Origin of the sequence: Psychrobacter sp. NPDC078501, from assembly GCF_044900935.1 — a bacterium.
GTDB lineage: Bacteria > Pseudomonadota > Gammaproteobacteria > Pseudomonadales > Moraxellaceae > Psychrobacter.
The window spans coordinates 69,646-96,048 of the sequence record NZ_JBJDOS010000002.1 but is presented as its reverse complement, the minus strand read 5'-3'; the positions used below and the strand labels follow the sequence as shown (position 1 = coordinate 96,048).

Here is a 26,403-nt window from a genome sequence, read left to right as displayed (position 1 = left end):
AAGCTATTGATTTTATAGCCATTGAATACGATGAGATGATGTATGACAACAACCGCGCTAGTCGTCGATGATGAAGTAGATTTATGTCGATTGATGCAAATTACCTTAACTAAAATGGGTATCAGAAGTGATGTGGCTTATACATTGTCGCAAGCAAGAACGTTTTGGCAAGACAATGACTACGATTTTTGTCTGACGGACTTAAAACTGCCAGATGGCTCTGGACTGGAGCTGGTAAAAGAAATTAGCAATAGCTCTAATATTCCAATAGCGGTGATTACAGCTCATGGCAGCATGGATTTGGCTATTGAGGCGTTGAAACTCGGTGCCTTTGATTTTGTCAATAAACCGTTAGAACTACCACGTTTGCGCCAACTGGTAGAAAATGCCCTAAAAGTTATTCATCAAGATAACGAAGTACAAGCTGCACCAGAATGCTCTCCTGAACAAAAAATGCTAGATAGTAGATTGATTGGTAATTCTGCTGTCATGCATCCCCTCAAAAACACTATTCTAAAGCTAGCACGCTCACAGGCACCTGTGTTTTTATCGGGCGCTTCTGGCACAGGTAAAGAAGTGGTCGCCAGATTGATCCATGATTTAAGTCCACGGCGTGATGGCAGCTTTGTACCAGTGAATTGCGGTGCGATACCATCGGAGTTAATGGAGTCGGAGTTTTTTGGTCATAAAAAAGGCAGCTTTACAGGGGCTGTCGCTGATAAACAAGGCTTATTCCAGCAAGCCAATGGCGGCACGTTATTTTTAGATGAAGTAGCGGATTTACCTTTAGCCATGCAGGTTAAATTGTTACGTGCCATTCAAGAAAAAACAGTAAGGGCAATTGGTGATACAAAAGAAGTTCCAGTAGACATCCGCATTTTGTCTGCCACTCACAAAGACCTGAGCCAATTGGTACAAGATGGTGCATTTCGACAAGACTTATATTATCGCATCAATGTCATTGAGCTAAAGCTTCCAACACTTAATGCACGCCGTGATGATATTCCTGTATTAGCAGACCACTTTTTGGCTATGATTGCTGATGACTGGCAATTAGAGTCGCCGCCGTCATTGACGATGGAAGCCTGCGAACGCTTACAACGCCACGATTTTGCGGGTAATGTCCGTGAACTACGTAACTTATTGGAGCGTGCAGTTACTTTAGCTGATACCTCATATATAGACGTTAGTCATTTAGGTCTTCCTGACATTGAACCTGAGCTTGTAAATACACAAGAGCAAAATCATAGCTCAGCTGTCGATAGCTCTGAGCTACCTGCTCGTGACGTAGAAAATCAAATAGACGTTCAATCTACAGCCCAATCTACAAAGGACGGTGAGCAAGTCATTCAATCTAGCAGTATGGTGACGCAGGTTGAGCAAAGAGCGACCAATTTACATCCCTATCGTACTAACACCAACCACTACCCTTCAATGGTGCAGCATTCGTCAGCTAGTAATGATAATTCGTCAACCAACGTAGCAAATACTTATGACGAAGAATCGCTCCTTGCTTCCACCGCCCAACAAGAAACATCTAAAGATATATCAGATTTACAAGAATTGTTTGACGGTCAACTACCGCCTCAAGGGTTAGAGCATTATTTACAGGAACAAGAAAAGCAGCTAATTATCACGGCACTCAGACAAACTGGCTGGAACAAAACCCAAGCAGCTGAGTTATTAGGAACTACTTTTCGCTCTTTACGCTACCGTATGAAAAAGCTCGAAATTTCTGAAGATGCGTCTGATTAGCTTCTTTTGAACGTCATCTTCAAATATTTTTAAACGTTGGATGGTATGCGCGGTTAATTGACTGCTACGAAAATCTATTCTTTAGTAGCATTTTTTCTAACAAAGCGAATACCCGAATCAAGCGCGCGCGCTTTTACTAATTCTAATGCTTGCTGTTCCCACGTGTTCTCGCTGCCTGATAAAGTCACATCAGGTTCTACGCCGATCTCATCTATTTGTTTGCCTGCTGCCGTCATATAATTGGCCACAGTCAATTTGACGGCTTGCTCATCGTTTAGCGGTATGACCGATTGTACTGAGCCCTTACCATAGCTGACTTCACCGATAATAGTAGCGCGTTTTCGTGCTTGTAAACTACTGGCAAGCACCTCTGCCGCTGATGCTGAATAGCGATTTTGTAATACCACTAATGGCAAAGGTTTAAGTATCGCATCACCTTGAGTCGATAGTACCCGTGATTTATTTTGACGTGCTTGCACCTGCACCACATCAGTATCATCCATAAATAAACTGGCCATACTTACTGCTGATGTCAGTACACCACCTGGATTATCTCGCATATCTAGTAAAATTCCTGATATAGGAGCGTTTAGGTTAATTAAACCTTCTAGTAATTTCTCACGGCTGTTGTTTTGAAACGCCGGTAATTTAACAATAGCAATGCCATCAACCAGTTTGGTCTCGATAATCTGCGGATGACTATTATTACGCTGTAGCGTCGTTGTGTGTTTACGGCGACCAGCTTTGGAAGTGATAATATCTACCTGCGTACCAGCAATACCCGTCAAAAGCTGCTCAACGTCATTGACCTGTCGCCCTTCGTCTAGCTTAAACTCATCAACTTGATGCAAATAATCACCAACTGCGATGCCTTTTTTGTCTGCGGGTGAATCATCGATAACCTCTGTCACAACCCAATAACCTGCATCTGGCTGGTAATTAACTTTAATACCAATATCACCAACGTCGCCCTCAGTAAAAGCACGCAGGTTCTCATAAGCTTCTGCGTCCAAAAACTCAGCATGGCTATCAAGTTTGGTCAGCATACCGCTCATCGCATTGCTAAATAACTCTTCGTCATTGACCGCATCGACGTATTGACGACGTACTAAATCCACCACAGCCACAAATGTCTTTAGCGTCTCAGGAGAGATAGCATTTAACGATACTTGTGCAACTTCTGCTGGAATCTCCGTATCAATATCATCGGCATCATCCGTTAGCGCGCTTTCATCTGGCACACTATCTATCGAGTCATCTGGCTCATCGGCGACATCTAACATATCAGCAATATTCGATAAGTTATCAGCGTCGTTTTCATCCGCTATCTCATCTGCATTCAAACTGATGAGCTGTAGACCATTCGTAGGATTATCATTGTTTGTAGAAGCTCCCACTGCTGCTTGTACATTTACGCTAATCGCACAACCAAGCACACCTATTAAAATTGCAGGCTGCAAAACCGTGGACACGACTGATGCCCTCCCTACTGATTTACTTAACTCTTTGGATAAAAAAGAACGTGCAAAAGAAATAGGCTGCATAAAAGAACTCATTTGAATAATAGAGAATACGAATTTATCGTTATATAGCGATTTATAAGATAGCACCAAACGCATATTTCGAACTAGCATAGTATTGCAAGTAAATTAAGTAAAATGTATCACAAAAAAAGGAAAGGATAATAGGTTATCCTTTCCTTTTCAATATCTTCTAATACAGCTGTCAAATCAGTATAAACCACAGTCATTCAAGTACTGTGTTTTAATTCGACTGACCTAGACTGCTGGAACCAATAAGCTCTCACCTGTCATTTCAGCAGGGGCGTCAACATTCATCAGTGATAAAATAGTCGGCGCCACATCACTAAGTTTACCGCCGCGGCGTACTTGCAGCTTTTGCTCACCTACGTAAATTAATGGCACATGTTCTGTCGTGTGCTGTGTATGTACTTGGCCACTTTCATAGTCTTGCATCTGCTCACAGTTACCATGATCGGCTGTGATAAGCATGTCACCACCAGCTGCTCGCACTGCCGACTCGATACGGCCAACGCATACATCCAAAGCTTCCACTGCTTTTACCGCTGCATCAAAGATACCTGTGTGTCCAACCATATCACCATTGGCATAATTGACCACCAATACATCATACTTACCAGACTCAATCGCTTCTACTAATTTATCAGTGACTTCAGGCGCGCTCATCTCAGGCTGTAGATCATAAGTTGCAACGTCTGGAGATGGCACTAAAATACGAGTTTCACCCTGATACTCTTCTTCTCGGCCACCACTAAAGAAAAACGTCACATGCGCATATTTTTCAGTTTCAGCGATTCGCAGCTGTGTTTTTCCTTGATCCTGCAAGTACTCTCCCAATGTGTTGGCCAAAGACGTTGGGTAGTACGCAATGCTGGTTTTTGGATTGTCAGCTAGGACATCTGAATACTTAGTTAGCATCACAAACGCCGCCAGTTTTGGCTGTTTTTGACGTGCAAATCCAGAAAACTCATGATCTGGCAGAACAAATGCTTGGGCAAGCTCACGAGCACGGTCAGCACGGAAATTCATAAAAATAAGTGCGTCGTTATCATTGACAGTATATGGCAATTCATCACGTCCAATTACGGTCGTTGGACTAACAAACTCATCGGTCTCACGCGCTTTATAAGCAGCTTGAACAGCGCCATCTGCCCGTGTCGATAGACGATCAGCTTTGCCTTCAGTAATCAGCTCATAAGCTTTTTGCACTCTATCCCAACGATTGTCGCGATCCATTGCATAGTAGCGACCGATGATACTTGCAATCTGTACGCGGCCACCTTCGTAATGAGCATTCAACTTATTGATATAATCACGCAGACGATTGATGTACTTATCAGCAGATTTAGGCGGAGTATCACGGCCATCTAAGAAACAATGAATAAAGACATTCTTGGCACCATGGACCAATGCTGAATGACACATACCTTCGATATGGTCTTGATGTGAGTGGACGCCGCCATCAGAAAGCAAGCCCATAATATGGACGTTACCGCCACGCTCATTAGCCGCTTTTACCGCATTGACCAATGCTTCGTTCTTATAAAATTCACGATTGGCAAGTTCACTTGAGATACGTGTTGAGTCCTGATAAAGAACGCGACCAGCCCCTAAATTCATGTGACCGACTTCTGAATTACCAAACTGACCATCTGGCAAACCAACATCTTCCCCTGAAGCTGAAATCAGCCCATGAGGATATTGCTGATAAATCTTGTCTAAATTTGGCATATTGGCAGCAGCGATGGCGTTATCTTTATCTTCTTCACGATGACCAAAGCCGTCCAATATCATCAAGACATGCGGTATTTTTTTATTCTGTGCACCGTCTTGGTTATTGCTAAGCTGTGTTTTATTATTATCAATAGAGTCTGATGCTTGTTGGGTACTGGTCATATATTACCGCTCCTCGAGTGAATGAACGCCTATAATGCTGTGTAAGGGAATATAAAGCCCTCTATATTAACACACATCTTGAAATAGCTGAAAAACTGAGCATTTTTCGTGAGTTTATGAATAATTTTATAGGGTTATCTTATGATGCTTTTTCTATGCAAGACAATATAAATGCGGCCAACTAACCAAGCTACGTATCAATCTGTAATTCAGACTTGCAATCACTCTTTTCATTGGTTAAGATAAAACTATTCTGAAGTGTTGGCTAGTAGATGTTTATTCCCTGAGCCGATAATGCTTTACCAGGATGTGGTACCTATTGTCTCATTGTGTATGCCTGCACCGCTTGCGGTGTATCAGGAAACCTGCAGAGATGATGACGCATCCGCCCTGAACTTCACGGTTCATGGGTCACCATCTTACAGCGGCACTTCGGTTGTTTCATTCGGTTAGTAAGTATATTCCTTATAATTTATTTACTACCACTAAAAAACCCCTTTCGTCATTGATGAGAGGGGCTTTTTTTATGCTTACGATTTAACTAAATAGTTATTCGTCATTAGCAGACTTGGTAATTTTCTTTACATCTTTAGGGATGTTTTTGGCAGTACCATCAACCGTAGTATGCTGTTTAAACACATCACCAAATGGGTTTTGCTGCTGTTGACCAAATGGATTTTGACCATTCATGCCGCCTGCGCCACCGAACGGGTTTTGACCGCCCATGCCACCAGCACCGCCAAATGGATTTTGACCGCCGCCCATTTGACCACCCATCTGCTTCGCCATCATTTCCATCATTTTTTGCTGATTATTCATGACGTAGTTATTAGCCAAGTCTTTTAGCTTTTTCTGCACAGGTGGCAATACTACCAACAGCGCCATCAAATCACTAAGTACCCCAGGAATAAGCAGTAAAATACCTGCAGCTGCCATCGCGATACTCTTGATCATCGTGGTCTCTGGCGGACGCATCGCAGGGTTCATCATGCCACCAGCTTTCATTTGCTGTGCCATTGGATTAAGAGCAGCCATACCTTTGCGCATCAAAGAGATACCGATAACTGCGGCGATAATAAACCACATAAACACCCACCAGCCGCTCATAAACTGAGCAAGCAAATACCACAGTAGCATCTCGATAATAAACCAAACGATGGCTATACCAACTATCTGACCCATAAAGTGTCGTCCTATAAAATAAAAACCAATAAATTGAGCGCCATGAAAATTAAAATGGCTAACATATGATGTATATGGGGATTGGTTGCTATACTATCAAACTTAAGGCTAATTTTTAAGCCATATAGTCGGTACGATATAATTTGGATACAAGTAAAGTGAGCGACAGTACTACGAATAGTAGGCTAAGCGAGTCTGACATCGTATCCAATTTATATTGTATTGAATATAAAATGACAGGTAAGCAAGACGGAATATTATGGCAATTATTATAGGAATTGATCCAGGGTCACGCATGACCGGTTACGGAATAGTACAGCAGACAGGTGACAAGCTGACTTATATCGATGCAGGGACGATTCGTACAGATACCAAAGAGATGCCTGAACGCCTCAAGCGTATCTTTAATGGACTAACCCGTATCACACAGCATCATTTAAAATACGCAGACGAGCCTATCTATACGGCGATTGAGCAAGTATTTATGGCAGAAAACCCTGATTCTGCACTTAAGCTTGGGCAAGCAAGAGGTGCAGCGATTGCAGCGATGGTGGCTTTAGATTTAGAAGTATCAGAATATACGGCTCGGCAAATCAAGCAAGCAGTCTGTGGCTATGGAGCGGCGGCCAAAGAACAAGTACAGGAGATGGTGTGCCGGATATTAGCGTTAGAAGTCGTACCGCAACAAGATGCTGCCGATGGACTTGCCTGCGCCATCTGTCATGCTCACTCAAGCCATTCAATGAACAAACTGATATTGAATAGCGCCATGCGTGGTCGCGGTGCTTCTAAGAAGAAAGGCCGTTGGCGTTTGACGGAAGAAGATTTGGGTAACTTACGTTAAAAATTAGCGTCAAAATAAATAAACAGCAAATTAGACACCCCACAAAAAACACGCGCTACTAGACGCGTGTTTTTTATGACTATGAACATTTCAAAGCTCAAACTATAATAGGCTACTCTACAACTGCACTTTCAATCACAGCATCTAGTATATAAGCATACTTTTCATCAGCAGTATCATCTTTAGTTGGCTCATTAGTCTCTGATAATTCATCGATGTTTAGCGGATAGCGTTGTAAGCGTAATACTTCTTCGTGTTTGCTGTCATGCTGATAGCCATCAATCTCACCAACGAATACTCGCCACTGTCCTTCGTGAGTTTTGATGCCTTGATCATTATAAGTAATAGGCTTAATTTGTAGACATTGCTCAGAGTTACCTGCTTCGCAAGGTACAGTTTCGGAGTTTACTGCCCAAAATACTGTTTCACCCTTACTGTTATATTTCGCTTGCGCAGTAAGCCTACCATTCCAAACCAGAGTCACATCATCGTCAGTAAACTGGGTCAATACTGGGTTATCACCTTGATCAACTTTGAACTCACTACTGCCCTGCATCAACGTATTCAAAGTGTTTTCTGCCACATCTAGCTCGCCACAAGACATCTTCGTACTCATACCCTCTTCAGTAGTTAAGGTATGTCCTTTTAACTGATAGCCAGCACTAATTGTATTACAGCCTACGCTATAGCTTAGCGTGTCTTGCCCTTGATATTGGTTGAATGCAAGCGTTACCTGACTGTTGATATTCGCAAATTCAGCCATAGGTTGTTCATTGGCGTCGACTGCATTTACTAACGTCCAGCGATGATGAGATAATGTGGTCGTCAGCTTTTCTTGAGCAGTTAATTCAACAGGTTCAGATTCGTCTGATGTAGGGCTCATACTAAATACCAGACCTTCACTTACGGCTGAGTCTATCATCTCGCCGGCTTCAGCACCCTCTAATGTATCATTTTCGCTAGACGCCGCTTCTTTTTGACACGCACTTAGCATCAGACTAACTGCCATCATACTAGGTAATAGCAGTAATTTTAACGTTGGCTTATTTCGGCTACCTACCATATTACATACCTCTTAGTAAGCTTGTACAACTTATCTCGCGTACCATCTATATTTTAAAAAACCTATTCAAAAAAGTCATAATTTAAAAGCATTCCTCTTAAATGAACGTTTTAAAAACATAATTGATATAACTAAGCTAGATTAACCACTATAACCTTGGCTCTATTAACCTATGTAACGAAATGTTGAATTTTATTATATTTCATAAAAAAACAGCTAACGATTGAGGTTAGCTGTTTTGCTTTATAGCGATCAATTTACCAAATAGGTTAATAGATAAATTTTATGATTTAAACTATTTTTCTAGAACCTTTTAGTCATTCACACTGGCAGGTTTGGCTTTAGCCATATTTTTAATACTGAAGCGTTCATTCATCTTTTGATAAAAACGAGCTAGGTTTTCGCCTTGCTCATTAGGATTAATCTTCAATACTTTACCAAAATCTAAGCTTAGATATAGCACGATATCCGCAAAACTTAATTGTTCACCTACTAGGTATTCGCGGCCTTCTAATATCGTCTCAAAATACGCCATGGCTTTGACCGCACGAGCAATTGATGGTGCGACGAACTCGGGCACTTGCTCAACACGTTGTGCTTTAGATGGATGACTGTGTTGAAACGCGAGCATCAAGTTATACATCACTTCAAACTCTGCAACACGGCGCATAGAACAAACCTGCGCACGCTGTACCACATCATTACCCATGACTGAACGCTCACCGTAAACGCGATCCAGATACTCACAAACTGCCTGCGAATCATTCAGTACTGTACCATCATCTAAGGTCAAAACAGGTACGGTCTGCATTGGATTCATTTGCGTAAAGGATTCTGACATTTGCTCATTTGCCGCAAAATCAATATCGATCACATCCACATCATCCATGTCATCGACATCGATACCTTTTGAAGCCAATAAGATAAGCGCTTTACGCGGATTGGGCGCTGTACGGGTAATATATAGTTTTTTCATAGCAAACTCCTTGTAAGAATGATTGGACAGCGATTTGACGCTGATACGCTTTATTATGGTTGTTGTACTAATAAACACAAATATTGATACGCTATACCACAGTTATAGCCTAATCTGGCCATCATGGCAAAGTGTTATTAATCATAAAGTAGAAATAATAAAAGCCCCATAACCTTGAGTCATGGGGCTTTATTTAATTACATTTACACATCAGTCTAGTTATTTGTTTGGTGCAGGTGTGGTACGTAGATACGGCTTAATCTCTTTGTGTCCTTTTGGATATTTTGCAGCGATATCTTCGTTTTTCACACTTGGTGGAATGATTACGTCATCACCATCTTTCCAGTCTACAGGTGTCGCAATGTTATACTCATCCGACAACTGTAGTGCGTCAATTACACGGATAATTTCATCAAAGTTACGGCCACAACTGGCAGGGTATGTCAGCGTTAAACGAACTTTTTTGCTTGGATCAATGATAAAGACGCTACGTACCGTATGAGTGCTATCGGCATTAGGATGCATCATGTCATATAGCTCAGCGACTTCTTTATTAGGATCAGCGATGATTGGGAAGTTCATATCTGTGCCTTGAGTCTCACCGATATCGCTCGCCCACGCTTTGTGATCTTCTAGGCTATCAACAGAAATACAAATCGGCTTTACATTGCGCTTTTGGAACTCGCCATTCAGTGCAGCGGCGCGACCAAGCTCAGTGGTACATACTGGCGTAAAATCTGCTGGATGCGAGAAGAAAACGACCCAATGATCACCTGCCCACTCGTGAAAATTGATGTCACCTTCTGTGGTTGTAGCGTCAAAATTTGGTGCGGTATCACCTAAACGTAAATGTGCCATGCTTGATTCCTTAGCTATGTGAATGAACGCTTATATCGACACGTCGGCCTCGCGTTCTATTATTATCATCGACGTGCTCAGTTATCAAATATAACATAAAGCACATCCGTAAAAACTGACTTTATCTTAACAAACTGGTTATGAATGTCTTGTGACGGATTGTAATGCGGTTATTCCGTTTAACTCTAAGCTGATGGACAAATTTTTTAATGAGTTTTTATGGACCAGTAGCTTTGTTAAATAACTAGACCACCATACCTGCATCCCATAAGCAAAATTCGCCAAACTTACCCTTTTTACTGGTACCACCAGCTGCGCGTCCAGCATCAGTCAATACTAGCTCACCATCTTGCGATTGTAGGTAACCTGCTGCAAGCAGCTTGTCATTCAACTCTTGCGTTTTAAAGCCCAACTCTTTAGCAAGCTTGGCGGTGGTCAGTTTAGAATAATTGGGTGTGGTTTCTGTCGTAGAGTTACCAGTTGCGTTGGTAGTAGAGTTTGTTGTTTTGGGACTGGGCTCAGAATTACTTTCAGTTTCGGTCACTTTTTCAAGAGACATTCTCACTTCATCACTGATACGAATGATGCGCTGCGCTTCCTCATAGGTGTCGGCATAAAGTTTGGCATCATCATTACGATAAATCAGTACGCCCATCTCATTGTTATTAACTTGGCTAAACTCATAAAGATTTAAACTGGTAATAATGCATTCATTTTCATTCAGGTAGCATTTCGCATGTAAGTTTTTGCAAAAGCTAGTACGAATAAAGGTCAGGTTTTTGAGCCAGTTTATTTCTTCAGGATGTAAGTCATTCTTACCATAAACAATGCGAATGTCGATCTTGAGGCGGTTGCGGTCTTCCAATAACTCTTTGATACGTTCATTAAGCTTCAAATATGGGCTAATAATAATCAACCGATCAGACGCATTTTTGATTAATTCTTCTAAATGATACGTTGTGCCACTGCTGTTTAGAAACTTTGCCATTCTTATTTCCTCAAATCTTACTATGCTTAACTTTATAACTGCACATAAAAAAGCCCATTCCTAGCGTACTAGAAATAGGCTAACTTGCAAACTACTATTGTTCAGTATTATTTCAAAATATCTATTTGGATAAGGATACTTTTAAATACTAAGCCAATATAAATCAAGCTGGCTTATAGCTATCACGTAAGCTAACGATTTGGTTAAATACTGGCTTATCCGTGCTGTGATCTTCGCTATCAGAGATGAAGTAACCTTCACGCTCAAACTGGAAGCGCGTGCCAGCATCTGCATTGACCAAAGATGGCTCAACCACTGCATTTAGCTCAGTGAGCGAGTTCGGGTTTAGCGCTTGATGAACATCAGCGACGCCACTTGGGTCCTCAGCACTGAATAGCTGCTCATACATACGTACGGTCGCTGGCACACCTTGACTGGCTGATACCCAATGAATCACGCCTTTGACCTTACGCCCTTCAGGGTTATTGCCCAAAGTAGCAGGGTCAATCGTCGCTTTTAGCTCAACGACATCCCCGTTTTCATCAGTGATATGCTCAGTGACGGCTAATACATAGGTGTTACGCAGACGAATCTCTGGCTTTTCTGGAGAAAGACGCTTGTAGCCTGCAGGCGGCTCAATTTCATAATCACCTTGGTCAATGTATAGCGTTTCGGTGAATGGAATCTCACGCTCACCCATATCGACGTTAGGATGGTTCGGCTGAGTCAACCAAAGCGTCTGAGTCGCATCGTCAAAACGTGCATTAACACTATCGGCTTTTTGCGATTCCCATCTGCTAACCGCTTCTGCAAAGTTCGTAATGGTCACTTTTAATGGCTTTAGTACCGCCATACCGCGACCAGTTGTCGTCTCTAACGATTGACGAACGCTAAACTCTAGCAAACGGAAATCAACCACACTATCCGCTTTGGTCACACCTACACGCTCACAAAAATCACGCAAGCCCTCTGGCGTATAACCACGGCGACGCATGCCAGCGACGGTCGGCATACGAGGATCATTCCAACCACTGACGATACCTTCATCTACCAGTTGCTTTAGCTTACGCTTACTGGTCAATGTATGGTCAACATTTAAGCGGCTAAACTCGTACTGACGCGGCGGTACGTCAAAGCCGATTTTTTCAATGACCCAATCATAGAATGGACGATGATCTTCAAACTCAAGCGTACATAATGAATGGGTAATACCTTCTAACGCATCCGAGAGTGGATGAGCAAAGTCATACATCGGATAGATGCACCATTTATCACCAGTCTGATGATGCGCTTGATGCATCACGCGATAGATAACAGGATCACGCAGGTTCATATTTGGGCTGGCCATATCAATCTTGGCGCGCAAAATAGCCTTCCCTTCAGCGTATTTACCGTCTTTCATATCATTAAAAAGCGCTAGGTTTTCTTCAACACTGGCATCACGATACGGTGAAGGCGTTCCCGCTTCATTAAATGAACCACGGTTTTCTTTGATTTGTTCAGGGGTTTGCAAATCAACATAAGCGTCGCCTTGCTCAATCAACTGAATTGCCCATGCATGCAACTGATCGAAATAACCTGAGGCATGATGCGCCTCGCCTGCCCACTCAAAACCTAACCATTGCACATCGTTCTTAATATTGTCGATGTAATCTTGCTTTTCAGCGGTTGGGTTGGTGTCATCAAAACGCAGGTTGCACACACCGCCGAACTCTTTGGCCACACCAAAGTTTAAGCAGATAGATTTTACGTGGCCTAAATGCAAGTAGCCATTTGGCTCAGGCGGAAAGCGCGTTACAATTTGCTGGTATTTTTGCGCATTGACATCGTCACGAATGATATTACGAATAAAATCGTTTTTTGGTTCGTCTTTTTGTGCATTGTTGCTTGAGTGATCACTCATCGGGCATTGCTCCTAACGCAAATTGTCAGTTCATGGTGCGTGCCATCACGCATCACGAAACGTTTAAACTAAAGTGTTAAAATAAAGCGAGAATATTAAAACTTAGATAGTGCGACCGCATTATCAAAATTTGTCAAAAATAGGTAAAGTTGCGTTATTCTATCAGGTTTCGCAAACGCATTAACAGCCTGATACATGACACGGGATAAAAAAGCCGTTAGACTACCCGTAACTTTTTAACCACCACTCACAATAGTGCTATTTAAGGCGCTGCAATCAAAAAGGAATATCTCATGGTAGACATGCCACCAGTAGTAGAACTTGAAACTAATATGGGTGCGATCGTTATCGAACTCAACGAAGAAAAAGCACCAAAAACCGTAGAAAACTTTTTAAACTACGTAAAATCTGGTCAGTATGACGGTACAATTTTCCATCGCATCATTGATGGTTTCATGATTCAAGGCGGCGGAATGGACGCTGAGATGAATGAAAAACCAACCAATGCGCCTATCGAAAACGAAGCGGACAACGGTCTAAAAAACGACAAAGGTACTATCGCAATGGCGCGTACTCAAGATCCGCATTCAGCGACTAGCCAGTTCTTCATCAACGTAAAAGACAACGACTTCCTAAACCACTCTGGCAAGAACATGCAAGGTTGGGGTTACACTGTATTTGGTAAAGTAACAAGCGGTATGGACGTTATCGAAAAAATGCGTAGCGTACCAACTGGTCGTTTCGGTATGCATGCTGATGTGCCAAAAGAGCCAGTTGTTATCAACTCAGCAACCATCATTACTCAGTAATAGTAATTCAATAGCAGCTAGTCAGTAATATTTATTTAGCGATAGCTGTGAATGAGCGAGCATTTTCTAGTAGAATTTACTAAGTAATTCTCGCCATACGATAAGTCACGAGGACCAAGATAAATGCAAAGTTTTGATCACTTAATCACGACCCGCCCTCATCAAGTGCGGCAAGTATTGATTAGCGATTTGCATTTATCGCCTCAGGAGCCTGCCTTAGTGCAGGCTTTTTTGGCGCTATTAGATGACTGTCTCGCCCTACCTGCGCTCAAACGCCTCTTTATATTGGGTGATTGGTTTGAGGTGTGGCTAGGTGATGATACCTATTTGTCCCTATTAAAAGAGAAAAGATCAGAAGATGAACAAATAACGCATTGGCTAACCCCATTGATTGCAAAGCTAAAACAGCTACGTATCAATGGCTGTGAGATATTGGTCATGCACGGTAACCGTGACTTTCTATTGGGTCAGCCGTTTTGTAATCTATTCGGCGGTGAGCTTATCAGCGAGCCATATACTTTGCCTATTGGTCAGCAGAACTACCGCTTAGAACACGGTGATGCACTCTGTACCGATGATAAAAAATATCAGTTCTTTCGCAAAATCATGCGTAACCGATTAACCCAGTGGTACCTGCTTAATAAGTCATTAGAAAAACGCTTAGCCATCGCAGACAATATGCGCAAAAAAAGCCAGCAGAACAATGCAAATAAAGCTGCGCATATTATGGATGTGAATGATAAAGCCGTACGTCAAGCCATCACTACTAGCGATGCATTACTACACGGACATACTCATCGTCCAGACATCCATCAGGCGACTGATAATAAAAAGCGCTACGTGCTTGGCGACTGGCGCTTGATAGATACCGACACACGCCAGCCGAAAGTCAGTGCTGTGATTGGCGCAGTGATAGATGACGAGCATTCAAATGACGGTTTAAATAGTAACGATTTAAGCAGTAATGATGTTAAGTTTGAATTGTTTGAGTTTACGATGCTTGTTTGATTCTAACGTTGAATCTAGCTTAAAAATAAAAAGGGTCTGTTGAAATATCAACAGACCCTTTTTATTTTTAAGCTAGATTCTTTTACTATACTTTTAAATGGCTTATCGCTTGCCAGTTTTTAAGGTATTAGCTTAAAGAAATGCTGACGATAGTGCTTTAGCTCACGGATAGAGTCACGAATATCGTCTAAGGCTAAATGACTACCACCTTTTTCAAAATTCTTTAAGATATCAGGACGCCAGCGGAAACAAAGCTCTTTAATTGATGACACGTCAAGATTACGATAATGGAAGAAACGCTCAAGCTCTGGCATTTGGCGCGCCATAAATCGACGATCTTGACAAATAGAGTTACCACACATTGGCGACTTACCACTATCGACCCATTTGTTTAGGAACTTGATGGTCTCCGCTTCGGCTTCTGCCAATGTCACCGTACTACGACGTACACGATCGACCAATCCTGATTGACCATGCTGCTTGGTATTCCAGTCATCCATTTTGTTTAAGACTTGATCTGATACCTTGATAGCAAACACAGGCCCTTCAGCAAGTACATTCAAATCTTCGTCAGTAACGACAGTAGCAATCTCGATAATCTCATCGTTTAAGGTATCAAGTCCGGTCATTTCTAAATCAATCCACACCAGCCCTTTTTTGCCTTGATTTTTGATTTTAATCTTATTGGGATGGTCACCGGTAGTCATACAATATCCTATGGTCATTAAATTTTGGGACAGTTTTAAACATAATTTAAAAAACGTATTACGGTTGAATACTCATATTCAGATAGCATTGCAATGCACTGATTGATTCAAAAAATCTAGCAATCAGCCAAAATATTACAAAACCCCTGTCTGCCGCAGACGCTTTAGGCTGTATGTTAGCAAATTTTCACGCTACACTTAGCAATATTTTTATAATAGGTCAAAAACCCATGGCATTAATCCGGCAACGCAAACTGACTAAACAACAGATTCGTCGCATCGACAAGCAGCAACTGTCCAACCAAGATAGTATTGATGACAGTTTGATGGATGGCGTGGTCATGGCGCATTACGGTAAGCAACTAGAAGTACAAGTCACTAGCCTGCCTGCAGTCATACCTGAGCAGCCAGAGATTGCACCTGATGATCCTGAGCCGTTTTGGCAAACGCTTGAATTGAATGATATCTGGCGCTGTCATGTGCGTACCAATCTACCGATGCTAGCTGCCGGTGATCAAGTACGTTGGAATGCCGACTCTAATACTGGCTTTGGTCGTATCGAAGCGGTCAAACCGCGTACATCGCTGGTCTCTCGTCCTGACCGCTATCATAAGCTCAAACCTGTTGCCGCCAATGTCGATATTTTAGCGATTGTTTTTGCGCCATTGCCTGCCGCCGCGCCAACGCTGATCGATCGCTATCTTGTGGTATGCCATCATGCAGGTGTCAAACCACTGTTGGTACTCAATAAAGCCGATTTATTGGCAGAAGAAAATGGCGTAGATACCAATGAATTATTGGCGCAGTATGCCGCGCTTGGCTATGAAAGTGTTCTAACTTCGGTCGACTGCCCTGAAAATATCGCTGAGAGCGATGAGCAAGAAGGCCTTGATGAACTAAAGCGTTATATAGATAAAAAGCTGGTCATCTTCGCGGGTCAATCTGGCGTCGGCAAAAGTAGTCTAATCAATGCCCTTCTGCCTGACTCTGGACAGAGCGTCAATATTATCTCGCAAAACTCTAAGCTTGGTCAGCACACCACGACGACCAGTCGACTGCTACCATTTAACCCAGAAGACCTCACTCAAGGCGGTATCGTTGATACACCAGGGATTCGTGAATATGGTATTTGGCACCTCACCCCTGATGATATTATTTCAGGCTTCGTTGAGCTAGCACCATTGGCTGGTGACTGCCAATTCCGTGACTGTCGTCACACCCATAACAGCAAAGGCTGCGCGCTATGGCAAGCAGTAGCTGATGGTGAGGTATTGCAGCGCCGCGTTGAAAACCTCGTCACGCTACGAGAAGAGGCCGATACTAAGCCTTATTAATATTTGGCTTGTTAGTGTCCGCTTTAATTAAACGCGGTCTTGTGAGTAGATACTTTTATTAGGCTAAGAAGATCCATAGATAGGTACAATAACCGCCCAATTATTGCCTATGTTATCGCCCGTTTACTATAGATGGCCTTATCGGTATAATAGCGCCTTGTTCAATATCATTGGGCTGTCTTCTCAGCTTAATAGAACACTTATTTTTTTGGAGGTATGGTTTGGATCGTGCGCTGGAATTTGTGGGCAACCACCCGTTTTTATTTGGTATATTAGCCGTACTTGCTATACTGTTTTTTACGATTGAAAACAAACGTAGCGGTAGAAAAATATCGCCTAACACGCTTGGCATGATGGTCAATTCTCAAAACGCGCAACTTATCGATATTCGCGCTAAGAAGAAGTTTGAATCAGGCTATATTCAAGGCAGCCGCAACATACCGTTCACTGACCTCAAAGACCGCTTAGAAGAGATTCGCGCGATTGAGCAGCCAGTGATTATCATCTGCGACATGGGCGTCCAAGCAGGCGCTGCGATTCAGATGATTGGTAAAGATAGTGTCTATCGCTTAGATGGCGGTATTGGCGGCTGGCAAGGCGCTGGCATGCCGTTGGTTGGTGTAAAAGACGCCAAAGCAAAGGCTAAAGGTAAAACAAAACCAAGTCTAAGCAAGTAATAGATGTGTATAAGCACTTAAGTGAAGCGGTTATACACATCGCTTAGCTGATGTTTGTGTGACCTGACTGACGTTATCAGCGCTACCAACGCTATAAAGAAGACACCTTTTTATCAGGTGTCTTTTTTTGTGGTTTATTTTTTATGTTCTATTTATCATGTTTTACAGCACTAAAATACGTTTTGAGCCAAAACGGCTTGAATTTGTTATGCCCATCCCCACTTTAGTAATGAGCATCACCGAATGCATTTTTGCTTTACTCATTGATAACAGACTATACCAACGCTTAGACTATGATAATTTATCATGCTCTTTATAATACGTTTGTTATCCCATAAATTTATAAATAAGGATTTACTATGACTGTATCTGTGAAAGTTTACACTACCCCTATCTGCCCATACTGCTCAAACGCCAAACAACTACTAAAAACCAAAGGCGTTGATTATGAAGAAATCGGCATGCACGATATGAGTAGCGAAGAGCGCCAAGCGTTGATGAAAAAAACCAATAACTACCGCACTGTGCCGCAAATCTTCGTTGGTGAAACCTTTGTCGGTGGTTTTGATGAGCTTAACCAAATGAACCAGCAAGGCAAACTTGACGAGCTATTGGCAGGTTAATCTGCTACCTTTCTTTACTGTCTATCTTTATTTATGTAAAGATAGACAGTGTCAGGTTTTAATAGAGCAGTAAGAAGTAATGATAAAAAATATCGAGACAATACCAAAAAATAGTCTCGATTTATATTACAATGAACTTTTATTAAAATAACGATTTGCCCAATCATTTGATTTAATTTTAGAGGATTTACCATGGCTGAAGAACAAGCACAACCACAATTGGCACTAGAACGCATCTACGTAAAAGACATGTCACTTGAAGTCCCAGGCGCTAGCGTATTCACCAAAGAGTGGAACCCAGAGCTTGATATCAATTTGTCTAGCAACGCTGAAAAACTAGATGACGATCATTATCAAATCATCCTAACTGTGAGCGTTACTGCCAAAAATGCGGAAGAAGCAGCATTTATCGCTGAAGTGCATCAAGCAGGTATCTTCTTGCTAAAAGATATTCCAGAAGATCAAATCGGTCAAATCTTGGGTGCATACTGCCCTAACGTGTTGTTCCCATATGCTCGTGAAGTCATCAGTGACATCGTGACACGTGGCAGCTTCCCACAATTGCTACTAGCACCTGTGAACTTTGATCAGGCATATGCACAGAGCCAACAGCAAGCACAAGTTGATGCTCAAGGTAACGCATAAGCACTAACCAAAAATATATGAGCTCTACGAATCGTATATTTGATGAAAGACCGTTTACTTATAATGAGTAAGCGGTTTTTTTGTGGGTGTTTTTTATGAGGTGTAAAATCATTGTCCATAAAAAAACCCTGCTATTAAACAGGGTCTTCAACGACTACATCGACTGGCTAAATCAATTAGCTAACATCGAACATTAGCCTCTTAGTGCAGACAAAATTTGCTGCTTAACGTCATCGATACCTTGCGTACCATCAAACTTGTCATAGTTAGGCGCATCATCGCCTTCTTTAGCTTTATCTTGGTAAAAGCCAACCAATGCTGACGTTTGCTCATGATAAGTAGATAGACGGTCACGGATAGTCGCTTCTTGGTCATCTTCACGCTGGATAAGCGCTTCACCAGTGACGTCATCGATGCCTTCAACCTTTGGTGGATTGTGATCGACATGATAAACGCGACCTGAACCTGGATGCTGACGACGGCCAGACAAACGGCTCACGATTTCGTCATCAGGTACGCTGATTTCGATGACATGGTCGATAGCAACATCAGCGTCTGCAAGTGCTTGCGCTTGAGGAATAGTGCGCGGGAAACCATCTAGGATACAACCATTCACACAATCAGGCTTAGCGATACGCTCTTTCACTAGGTTGATAATGAGGTCATCAGAAACCAAACCACCAGCATTCATGATATCTTTGGCTTTTTTGCCAAGCTCGCTACCTTCTTTAATTGCTGCACGTAGCATGTCGCCAGTTGAGATCTGTGGAATATCATATTCTTTAGAAATAAACTGGGCTTGGGTACCTTTACCGGCGCCTGGTGGTCCTAGTAAAATAATACGCATCATTACACGACTCTCCTTAATAGATAGGATTTTGGGATTAATAAAACTTTGGGATTAGTTGTTTGCAAAGCTACCTTACCTTGTGGCCCTGCAAAGCTCAAGTATTTTCATTATTGATGTGATAAGTTGGCATGACTTATCTGTTCATACATGGTCAATTCAAGATAAAAAGTAGCAGCATTGACTGCGTTTGGAGTGCCCATTTATCTTTCTGGATTCACTTCACATCTCTATCAAATTAGAACAATCATAGCACTGTTGCTCGCGTCCATACTGAGCAACAGCGTCTGTATACTACATACCATTAGCGTCCGGTATTTATATTACTACTATGACTATGGCACTTGCTGATTGATTTCCACGTTGACCTGATTTTGTTCTGCGCTGATAACCACTGGATTTCCCGAGAGGTCGCCTGACTCTGCGGTAGCATTGCCACTATGACTGATACGAGCGATGACCGCTAGCTGTACTTTATCAGAACGAGCCGATCCTAAGGTACGCTCTGGCATCATAGCATCAAGATCACTTAGGCTAATAACCGCTTCGCCCTGTTTGATATTGCTAATTGGTAGACGCTTCGCAGCAAATGGTGGACCACCTTTCACGTCACGTATCGCTACGAATAGCGTATCGTCAGCTTTTACCAATGGTAGCAGACTAGCATTAATTTTGACGGTCACTTCGACGCCTTCAGAGGCTTGCTGCTGCTGCATAATAACATTAGCGCTAAGCTCGTCTAGACTTGATAGCGCTTGTGTATGATCGCCTGGTTTGGCCGCGATACTGTCACGCAGACGTTTAATCCAGCCTTGCGCTTGATCAAAATTACTAGCACGTGCTTCACCCATCGCCATAAGCATCTGTGCGCCCTCGTGCTCTGGGTTTGTGGCCAGTATGTTTTCTAACACTCGGCGGCTATTGGCATCTAACTGACCCTTATTAGCAAAGAAACTAATCTGCGCATAAGTGGTCGCAATCTCTTCGTTATCAGGTGATAGACGATAAGCGCGCGACAAGGCCTCTAATGCTGAATCAGTCGCCTCTAATGACAAGAACAGCTCTGATAAGCGCATCCAGCGATTGTAGTCACTGGCATGACGATAGACGTTAGTCTGCATGGCACTAATCAGCTGATTACCATCTTCAATTGCCCAAGCAGGTGGCTGATCGATTCTACCTGTTAATAGATCGTCTGCCACTTGACCGACTTTGTCCTCGGCAGCCCACAGCTCAAAGACAGGTGTGCGATCACCGACCATTAGATATGCCATAGCGGTCAATACAGGCACCCAAACCATAATAATTAATCGGCTTTTGATACCTGGCGTGACCATCGGTGACACTTCACGCTGAGCATCCAAAAGCTGACGTTCAAGCTCAAGCTTCTGGTTTTGATAGTGATGCTCATCAATGATACCACTGTCTTTATCTGTTTTCAGCTCTGCTAGTCGCTCACGAAACACAGCAACGTTTATATCCAGCAGTTGATTGTCCACAGGCTTACTATGCGAACGCGGTGCTCTTAACCATGGCTTAATAGTGATAACACCCAACAACAAAGCGACAAGTAAACTTAGCGCAATAAATAAGCCAACAGTAGAAAATATGGTCATTTTTTGCCCCCAAGGCTTGTAGTGTCGTCTTTGTCATCGTTATTGGCTCGTGACAATAAGCGATCAAGTTCTGCTTTTTCAGCGGCAGACAACGCTTTAACATGGTTGTCTACTGCTACACCACTCTCGCCGCTGGCGACAAGCTGACGGCGTTTACTTTGCCAAAACCAACCGACCAATAAAACGATCAATAATAATGGTGGGAAAAACCATAAAATCCATGTTGAAGGGCGTACTGGCGGCTTATAGCTGATAAAGTCGCCATAACGCTCTTGCATATAGGCTCGAATCTCACCATCACTACGACCATCTTTTATCAAGTCGTAGGTTTTTTGCTTTAAGTCTTGCGCAATTGGCGCATCAGAACCTGCTAAGTTCTGGTTTTGACATTTCGGGCAGCGCAGCTCTTCGATGAGACCACGGTATTGAGCTTCTTGTTGCACAGAATCAAAATCGTAGACATCAATGGCAGCAAAGCTTGCCATGCTCAATAGACAAGCGATAAACAAGCTTGCTAACTTTATGGTCGCATTTCTTATTTGGTAGGCTATCATTTGCACGCCTCCGCAACTTGGCTCGGATCTGGACTGACACCATTATTACTAGCGTCATTGAGCACCATCAAGCAAGGCGTGATACGACTTTGCCAATTGCTCTCATTGAGCTCACCGATGATATGCTGACGAATAATCCCATCACCATCGACGATGAAAGTCTCAGGTGCACCAGTCAGACCTAAGTCAAGAGCGAACTGTCCTGACAAGTCCTGAATAGACATAGAGAACGGGTCACCACCGCGATTCAGGTACCCTAATGCATCACCAATATCATCCTTGTAGTTTACGCCCACCAAGTTAACGCCGCGCTCTTCTAGCTTCATCAAAAAAGGATGCTCAATGATACAAGTTGGACACCAAGAGCCCCAAATATTCATGAGGAATGGCTTATCTGGCAAGTTGTCATTGGTCATAATACGACTGGTATCTGATAACAATGGCAACTCAAAGGCAGGTACTGGACGCTCAAGTGCCGTATTGGTCACGATATCAGTCGGCTTGCCCAAACGCATATAGAGCATAGCGACCAAGCCGATAAAGATAACCAGCGGAATCAAAAACCCAATTTTTAGTTTTTTCTTAGTTTTTACTTTATTGCTGCTCGCAACTTTAGGGTCGTTGACAGCCTCTGGCTGAGCTTTTTTATCAGATTCATTGTTTGAGGTAGTCATATTAACGCTCCCCTATCTTTGTAGCTGGCGTATCCAAATCTGCAACCGTCGCGAAGCCTGATTTTTTGGCCGCGATTTGCGCAGGTGTTTTGGTTTTTTTGATACGGTAACGATTGTCTAGCATACTGAGCAATGCGCCAAACGCCATGATAAGTGCACCCAACCATATCCAGCGGATAAGCGGTTTGACATAGATACGGAAAGCCCATTCATTGCTATCTTCAGCAATTGGCTCACCAAGTGCTACGTACACATCACGCATCAGACTGGCATCAATCGCAGCTTCTGTCATCGGCATCATACTGATAATGTAGTTACGCTTTTCAGGATATAACGTGGTCACTTCTTGACCGTCTTTACTGACTGTTACTTCTGCTTGCGTAGCGTCAAAGTTACTGCCTTTTACTTCACTAAAACCTTTTACCGTAAAGTCATAGCCTTGCACATTGACACTGTCATTAGGCCCTAATGCCACATCGCGCTCAATGCTCAACGTACTGGTAAATGCCACGCCGATGACCGCAATGATAACGCCAATATGAGCGGTCTGCTGACCCCAATAACTCAGACGTAACTGACGTAAGCCATTTAAACGACTTGGTGCATTTTTGGTCTTGTCTTTGAAATCGACCACCATCCATAACAACACCCAAAAGCTCACAGCCAATGTTACACCGATATTTAGCATCGCTGATGGACTGGTAAAATAGGTGATAATGGCAGCTAATACCAAACTGCTTACCGCGATAACCATGCCAGCACCCAATAATGGGCGGCTGTCTTGTTTCCAGCGGATATTAGAGCCCATACCCATCGCCACCAGTAGCAGCCATGTCAACGGCACAAACAGGGCGTTGAAGTATGGAGGGCCAACAGATACCTGACCTAAGTTAAAGGCATCAGCAATAATAGGATAGAGCGTACCAAGTAGTACAACTAAGGTTGAAATGAGAATAATAACATTGTTAATTACCAAAAATGATTCACGTGAGATAAGTCGATACTGACTCTCGACCGTCAAACGCCAGCCACGTACAGCAAACATCAACAGACCACCGCCGACGATGATACCGAGAATGACTAGAATCACTAGACCTCGCGTCGGATCAGCGGCAAATGAATGCACTGACGTAATGACACCTGAACGTACTAAGAACGTACCAAGCAGACTAAGCGCAAAAGCAAAGATTGCGAGCATGATTGTCCATGCTTTAAATACACCGCGTTTTTCAGTGACAGCAAGTGAATGCAGTAGCGCTGTTCCTGCCAACCATGGCATTAATGAGGCGTTCTCTACTGGATCCCAGAACCACCAACCGCCCCAGCCAAGCTCATAATAAGCCCACCACGAGCCAAGCGCGATACCGACTGTTAAGAAACCCCAAGCAGCCAATGCCCATGGACGCGACCAACGTGTCCATACCGCATCCAAACGCCCTTCCCACAGTGCTGCCATACAAAACGCAAATGGCACAACCATGCCCACGTAGCCCATATAAAGCATCGGCGGGTGAATGATCAGACCAAAATCTTGCAATACAGGGTTTAGATCCGCACCATCAACAGGTAGATTGGGTAATGTGCGATCAAATGGCGATGAGGTAAAGATAAGCATCGCTAGCATCATCATCTGCACGCCTGCTAATATCACAAGCACTCGCGCACGCATAGACAACGGCAACCCACGGCTGAAGTAAGAGACCAATGCACACCAAGTGGCCATGATGGTCATCCAAAGCAGCAACGAGCCTTCATGCCCGCCCCATGTCGCCGACAGCTTGTAGTACCAAGGCAGCAATGTATTGGAATGCTGAGTGACATAGACGAGGCTAAAGTCGTTGTAATAAAAGCCTGCCATCAGTGCAGCAAATGAGGTAATCATTGCCGCAAATTGTGCCCATGCCAGACTTGGCGCCAAACGCTGCCAAGCGACGTGGTCACGCATAACGCCAATGGTTGGTAGTACCACCTGCAAAATCGCCAATATAAAAGCGGCCAGCAAGGCAAAATAACCCAATTCTGTGATTAACATACGGTCTAACCTTGTTTACCTTGGATACAATTAAGGGTTCACCGATGGCATTGCTAGCCACTGGCAAACGCTAATAGTCCTTTATGCGGTCATAGTTTACGGTTAAAAACTGAGGTTTCAATTGCTGTAGAAGCACATAAAACCCGCTACTATCATTGTGACGTATCAATATGAATGATTGATACAAAATGCTTATCTGTTGTTAATTTTACATTTTTTAGTTATTCAAAGCTTATTCAATACAGCCGTTCATGACTAATTAAAAATACTTATTAATGCATTATTGCATCGAGGGGAAAAATACTAACACTAAATGCAACCAACCTGCTAGAAAACCAGTCAAACCGCCCAAAACAATCAACGTCATCTCATCCTCTCGGAAAGCGGGACGCAACAGATTCTGAAACTCATTTGGCGTGAGCGCACGTATTCTATCGCGAAACAGACCGAATATCTTACTGGCTCGGCTTTCATTTAGCTCAGGATCTCGCAGTGGCACCATCGTTGCGACAATAGATTTGTCTATAATGGTATTTTTAAGTTGCCCATAATCGCGGCGTCCCAACCCCACACGTAATGTCGTGCTAATCACTGGTGACTCTAGCACCGTATATAGATGCGATTTCATCAAATCACGGGTTTGTGCTGAGCGATCACCATACATCATCTCATTCATGATGTTTTCTAGAGTGACCAAATCCTTTACCACAATTTCAGCAAAAACCTCAGAAACTTCCTCTTGGCGCTTCATAAAGCCGCCTTGTAAACGATACTTTGCGATATGCGGTACGACGGGTTCGATAAATGGAAAGCGACTCTGCACCGAAAACAGCTTCAAATAAGGTATAAAGTGCGGCTCTACTGGATTAAACACCATCCAAATGGCAATCCAATTGGTGAGAAAACCCCAAATCGCGGCAAAGAACGGTACGGTCCAATGCTGCGGCACCACCAAAAATATAAACATCTGGATAATACCAAATACCAGACCAATCAAAGCACTGATGTGCCAGATAAAATCGATTTCTTTTTGGCCGACCTTTAGAAACATATTGACCATCAGGCGACGATCGTTTTCCATGGTGTTGACAATCATTTTGCGCATATCGACCAAGTCTTCGACATGATAAGTCAAATCTGTCACAAGCGACTGCATAATACTAGGTAGCTCTTTATGAGCTTGCGCATAGACACGGCGCTTTAAGGCGTAAGGCAGATTGCCCCACAATGCTGGCGAGTGATCCAGCATAATCTCATCAATCAATGGCTCAAGGTTTTTGTCCACCGTATCAGTGACAAATATCGCCATTTGCTCAGGCTCCATCGCCTTAAAAAACTCATCAAGCGACCCGAGTTTTGAGAGCGTCTGGTCAACGATAACCCCAGATATCTTGCCCGCTTTGCGCGGAACGATACCTTGCCAACCAATACCTGGTAACCCAAAAAATGGGAAGTTAGGAATACGAATACCCCAGAACTTGACCGGGTAGAACAGCATCTTGAGCGCCATCCACACATGTACCCAAGTAACGAATGCCGTCACTGGTGGAATGGTCAGCATGGCAAAGAACTCTGGGTGTTCAGCTATCGTCTGCCATAATGAATTTACGTCCATGACTTATCTAGTCCCTGACAGGTTGATTGTCGTTGCTAATATTATCGCTACTGATAACGAGACTTTAGCAAAATGAGAACGTTTCAAAAGACGCTCCGCCCATAATAACTACTATAAAATAAATCGCCTGATTTTAGCATACTTGCCATTTATTAGCACATATAGACCAGCGGCAAGTTGTGACTAAAGATGACATGGTTGATATCGTCTGCTCCCCAACAAAAACCTAAATATAAGCCAGTGCTTGGTCAGTAGA

At 43.0% G+C, this 26,403-nt stretch carries 23 protein-coding genes and 1 other RNA gene; 9 read left to right on the top strand and 15 right to left on the bottom strand.

The annotated features are described in order from the left end of the window. The first annotated feature begins 42 nt into the window (after positions 1 to 42). Complete coding sequence (locus tag ACI2IW_RS03395; protein ID WP_404692648.1) at positions 43 to 1,755, top strand: sigma 54-interacting transcriptional regulator; 1,713 nt, start codon at positions 43 to 45, stop codon at positions 1,753 to 1,755. Between the two features lie 74 nt (positions 1,756 to 1,829). Here the strand turns inward: ACI2IW_RS03395 and ACI2IW_RS03390 are convergent, their stop codons facing one another. Beyond that, entirely contained in the window at positions 1,830 to 3,299 is a 1,470-nt protein-coding gene (locus tag ACI2IW_RS03390; RefSeq protein WP_404692647.1) for a S41 family peptidase, read from the bottom strand. Positions 3,300 to 3,533: 234 nt separating this feature from the next. Further along, positions 3,534 to 5,192 (bottom strand): 2,3-bisphosphoglycerate-independent phosphoglycerate mutase, encoded by a 1,659-nt coding sequence (gpmI, locus tag ACI2IW_RS03385; RefSeq protein ID WP_404692646.1) that lies wholly within the window; start codon positions 5,190 to 5,192, stop codon positions 3,534 to 3,536. Positions 5,193 to 5,439: 247 nt separating this feature from the next. Between gpmI and ssrS the strand changes: the two genes are divergently transcribed. Beyond that, positions 5,440 to 5,635, top strand: a non-coding RNA gene (gene ssrS / locus ACI2IW_RS03380) — 6S RNA. A gap of 106 nt (positions 5,636 to 5,741) precedes the next feature. Here ssrS and ACI2IW_RS03375 read toward each other — a convergent pair. Beyond that, positions 5,742 to 6,374 carry an FxsA family protein gene (locus ACI2IW_RS03375; protein WP_057760971.1) on the bottom strand — a complete coding sequence of 211 codons (633 nt, stop codon included), beginning with the start codon at positions 6,372 to 6,374 and terminating at the stop codon, positions 5,742 to 5,744. 259 nt (positions 6,375 to 6,633) lie between these two features. Between ACI2IW_RS03375 and ruvC the strand changes: the two genes are divergently transcribed. Further along, complete coding sequence (ruvC, locus tag ACI2IW_RS03370) at positions 6,634 to 7,218, top strand: crossover junction endodeoxyribonuclease RuvC (protein WP_057760973.1); 585 nt, start codon at positions 6,634 to 6,636, stop codon at positions 7,216 to 7,218. Between the two features lie 112 nt (positions 7,219 to 7,330). On the opposite strand, the gene ACI2IW_RS03365 is transcribed toward ruvC, so the two are convergent. The 5 genes from ACI2IW_RS03365 to ACI2IW_RS03345 form a co-directional block, all read right to left on the bottom strand. Continuing rightward, positions 7,331 to 8,281 (bottom strand): META domain-containing protein, encoded by a 951-nt coding sequence (locus tag ACI2IW_RS03365; RefSeq protein ID WP_404692645.1) that lies wholly within the window; start codon positions 8,279 to 8,281, stop codon positions 7,331 to 7,333. 313 nt (positions 8,282 to 8,594) lie between these two features. Then, on the bottom strand, positions 8,595 to 9,257 hold the full coding sequence (locus ACI2IW_RS03360; RefSeq protein WP_404692644.1) for a glutathione S-transferase family protein: 663 nt from the start codon (positions 9,255 to 9,257) through the stop codon (positions 8,595 to 8,597). 219 nt (positions 9,258 to 9,476) lie between these two features. Further along, positions 9,477 to 10,115, bottom strand: a complete 639-nt coding sequence (locus tag ACI2IW_RS03355; protein ID WP_057760978.1) for a peroxiredoxin — start codon at positions 10,113 to 10,115, stop codon at positions 9,477 to 9,479. Between the two features lie 244 nt (positions 10,116 to 10,359). Further along, positions 10,360 to 11,103 carry a phospholipase D family protein gene (locus ACI2IW_RS03350; RefSeq protein WP_404692643.1) on the bottom strand — a complete coding sequence of 248 codons (744 nt, stop codon included), beginning with the start codon at positions 11,101 to 11,103 and terminating at the stop codon, positions 10,360 to 10,362. A 163-nt stretch (positions 11,104 to 11,266) separates the two neighbouring features. Further along, positions 11,267 to 13,006 carry a glutamine--tRNA ligase/YqeY domain fusion protein gene (locus ACI2IW_RS03345; protein ID WP_404692642.1) on the bottom strand — a complete coding sequence of 580 codons (1,740 nt, stop codon included), beginning with the start codon at positions 13,004 to 13,006 and terminating at the stop codon, positions 11,267 to 11,269. A 293-nt stretch (positions 13,007 to 13,299) separates the two neighbouring features. Here ACI2IW_RS03345 and ACI2IW_RS03340 point away from each other — a divergent pair, with 293 nt between their 5' ends. Together ACI2IW_RS03340 and ACI2IW_RS03335 are read left to right on the top strand one after the other, a co-directional pair. Further along, positions 13,300 to 13,815, top strand: coding sequence for a peptidylprolyl isomerase (locus tag ACI2IW_RS03340; RefSeq protein WP_057760980.1), 516 nt, complete (start codon positions 13,300 to 13,302; stop codon positions 13,813 to 13,815). A 123-nt stretch (positions 13,816 to 13,938) separates the two neighbouring features. Then, the gene (locus ACI2IW_RS03335; protein WP_404692641.1) at positions 13,939 to 14,823 is read left to right on the top strand and encodes a UDP-2,3-diacylglucosamine diphosphatase; all 885 of its coding nucleotides are present in this window, start codon (positions 13,939 to 13,941) and stop codon (positions 14,821 to 14,823) included. 119 nt (positions 14,824 to 14,942) lie between these two features. On the opposite strand, the gene orn is transcribed toward ACI2IW_RS03335, so the two are convergent. Further along, positions 14,943 to 15,530 carry an oligoribonuclease gene (gene orn / locus ACI2IW_RS03330; protein WP_057760984.1) on the bottom strand — a complete coding sequence of 196 codons (588 nt, stop codon included), beginning with the start codon at positions 15,528 to 15,530 and terminating at the stop codon, positions 14,943 to 14,945. A gap of 230 nt (positions 15,531 to 15,760) precedes the next feature. Between orn and rsgA the strand changes: the two genes are divergently transcribed. The 4 genes from rsgA to secB all read left to right on the top strand — a co-directional run bounded on the left by rsgA (position 15,761) and on the right by secB (position 18,809). Beyond that, the gene (rsgA, locus tag ACI2IW_RS03325; RefSeq protein ID WP_261869670.1) at positions 15,761 to 16,864 is read left to right on the top strand and encodes a ribosome small subunit-dependent GTPase A; all 1,104 of its coding nucleotides are present in this window, start codon (positions 15,761 to 15,763) and stop codon (positions 16,862 to 16,864) included. Between the two features lie 221 nt (positions 16,865 to 17,085). After that, on the top strand, positions 17,086 to 17,541 hold the full coding sequence (locus ACI2IW_RS03320; protein ID WP_201567342.1) for a rhodanese-like domain-containing protein: 456 nt from the start codon (positions 17,086 to 17,088) through the stop codon (positions 17,539 to 17,541). A gap of 359 nt (positions 17,542 to 17,900) precedes the next feature. Then, on the top strand, positions 17,901 to 18,164 hold the full coding sequence (gene grxC, locus ACI2IW_RS03315) for a glutaredoxin 3 (RefSeq protein WP_021813631.1): 264 nt from the start codon (positions 17,901 to 17,903) through the stop codon (positions 18,162 to 18,164). A gap of 192 nt (positions 18,165 to 18,356) precedes the next feature. Further along, the gene (gene secB / locus ACI2IW_RS03310) at positions 18,357 to 18,809 is read left to right on the top strand and encodes a protein-export chaperone SecB (protein ID WP_057760989.1); all 453 of its coding nucleotides are present in this window, start codon (positions 18,357 to 18,359) and stop codon (positions 18,807 to 18,809) included. Positions 18,810 to 19,002: 193 nt separating this feature from the next. Here the strand turns inward: secB and adk are convergent, their stop codons facing one another. The 6 genes from adk to ACI2IW_RS03280 all read right to left on the bottom strand — a co-directional run bounded on the left by adk (position 19,003) and on the right by ACI2IW_RS03280 (position 26,147). After that, positions 19,003 to 19,656 carry an adenylate kinase gene (gene adk / locus ACI2IW_RS03305; RefSeq protein WP_404692980.1) on the bottom strand — a complete coding sequence of 218 codons (654 nt, stop codon included), beginning with the start codon at positions 19,654 to 19,656 and terminating at the stop codon, positions 19,003 to 19,005. A 335-nt stretch (positions 19,657 to 19,991) separates the two neighbouring features. Further along, the gene (ccmI, locus tag ACI2IW_RS03300) at positions 19,992 to 21,272 is read right to left on the bottom strand and encodes a c-type cytochrome biogenesis protein CcmI (protein WP_404692640.1); all 1,281 of its coding nucleotides are present in this window, start codon (positions 21,270 to 21,272) and stop codon (positions 19,992 to 19,994) included. Beyond that, positions 21,269 to 21,826 (bottom strand): cytochrome c-type biogenesis protein, encoded by a 558-nt coding sequence (locus ACI2IW_RS03295; protein WP_404692639.1) that lies wholly within the window; start codon positions 21,824 to 21,826, stop codon positions 21,269 to 21,271. Before ACI2IW_RS03295 ends, ccmI begins: the two co-directional genes overlap by 4 nt. After that, a complete protein-coding gene (locus ACI2IW_RS03290) occupies positions 21,823 to 22,500 on the bottom strand; it encodes a DsbE family thiol:disulfide interchange protein (protein ID WP_404692638.1) in 678 nt (225 codons plus the stop codon). The genes ACI2IW_RS03295 and ACI2IW_RS03290 overlap by 4 nt, the downstream gene beginning before the upstream one ends. Position 22,501: 1 nt before the next feature. Continuing rightward, on the bottom strand, positions 22,502 to 24,532 hold the full coding sequence (locus ACI2IW_RS03285; protein ID WP_404692637.1) for a heme lyase CcmF/NrfE family subunit: 2,031 nt from the start codon (positions 24,530 to 24,532) through the stop codon (positions 22,502 to 22,504). 280 nt (positions 24,533 to 24,812) lie between these two features. Then, positions 24,813 to 26,147, bottom strand: a complete 1,335-nt coding sequence (locus ACI2IW_RS03280) for a hypothetical protein (RefSeq protein WP_404692636.1) — start codon at positions 26,145 to 26,147, stop codon at positions 24,813 to 24,815. Positions 26,148 to 26,403: the final 256 nt, after the last annotated feature.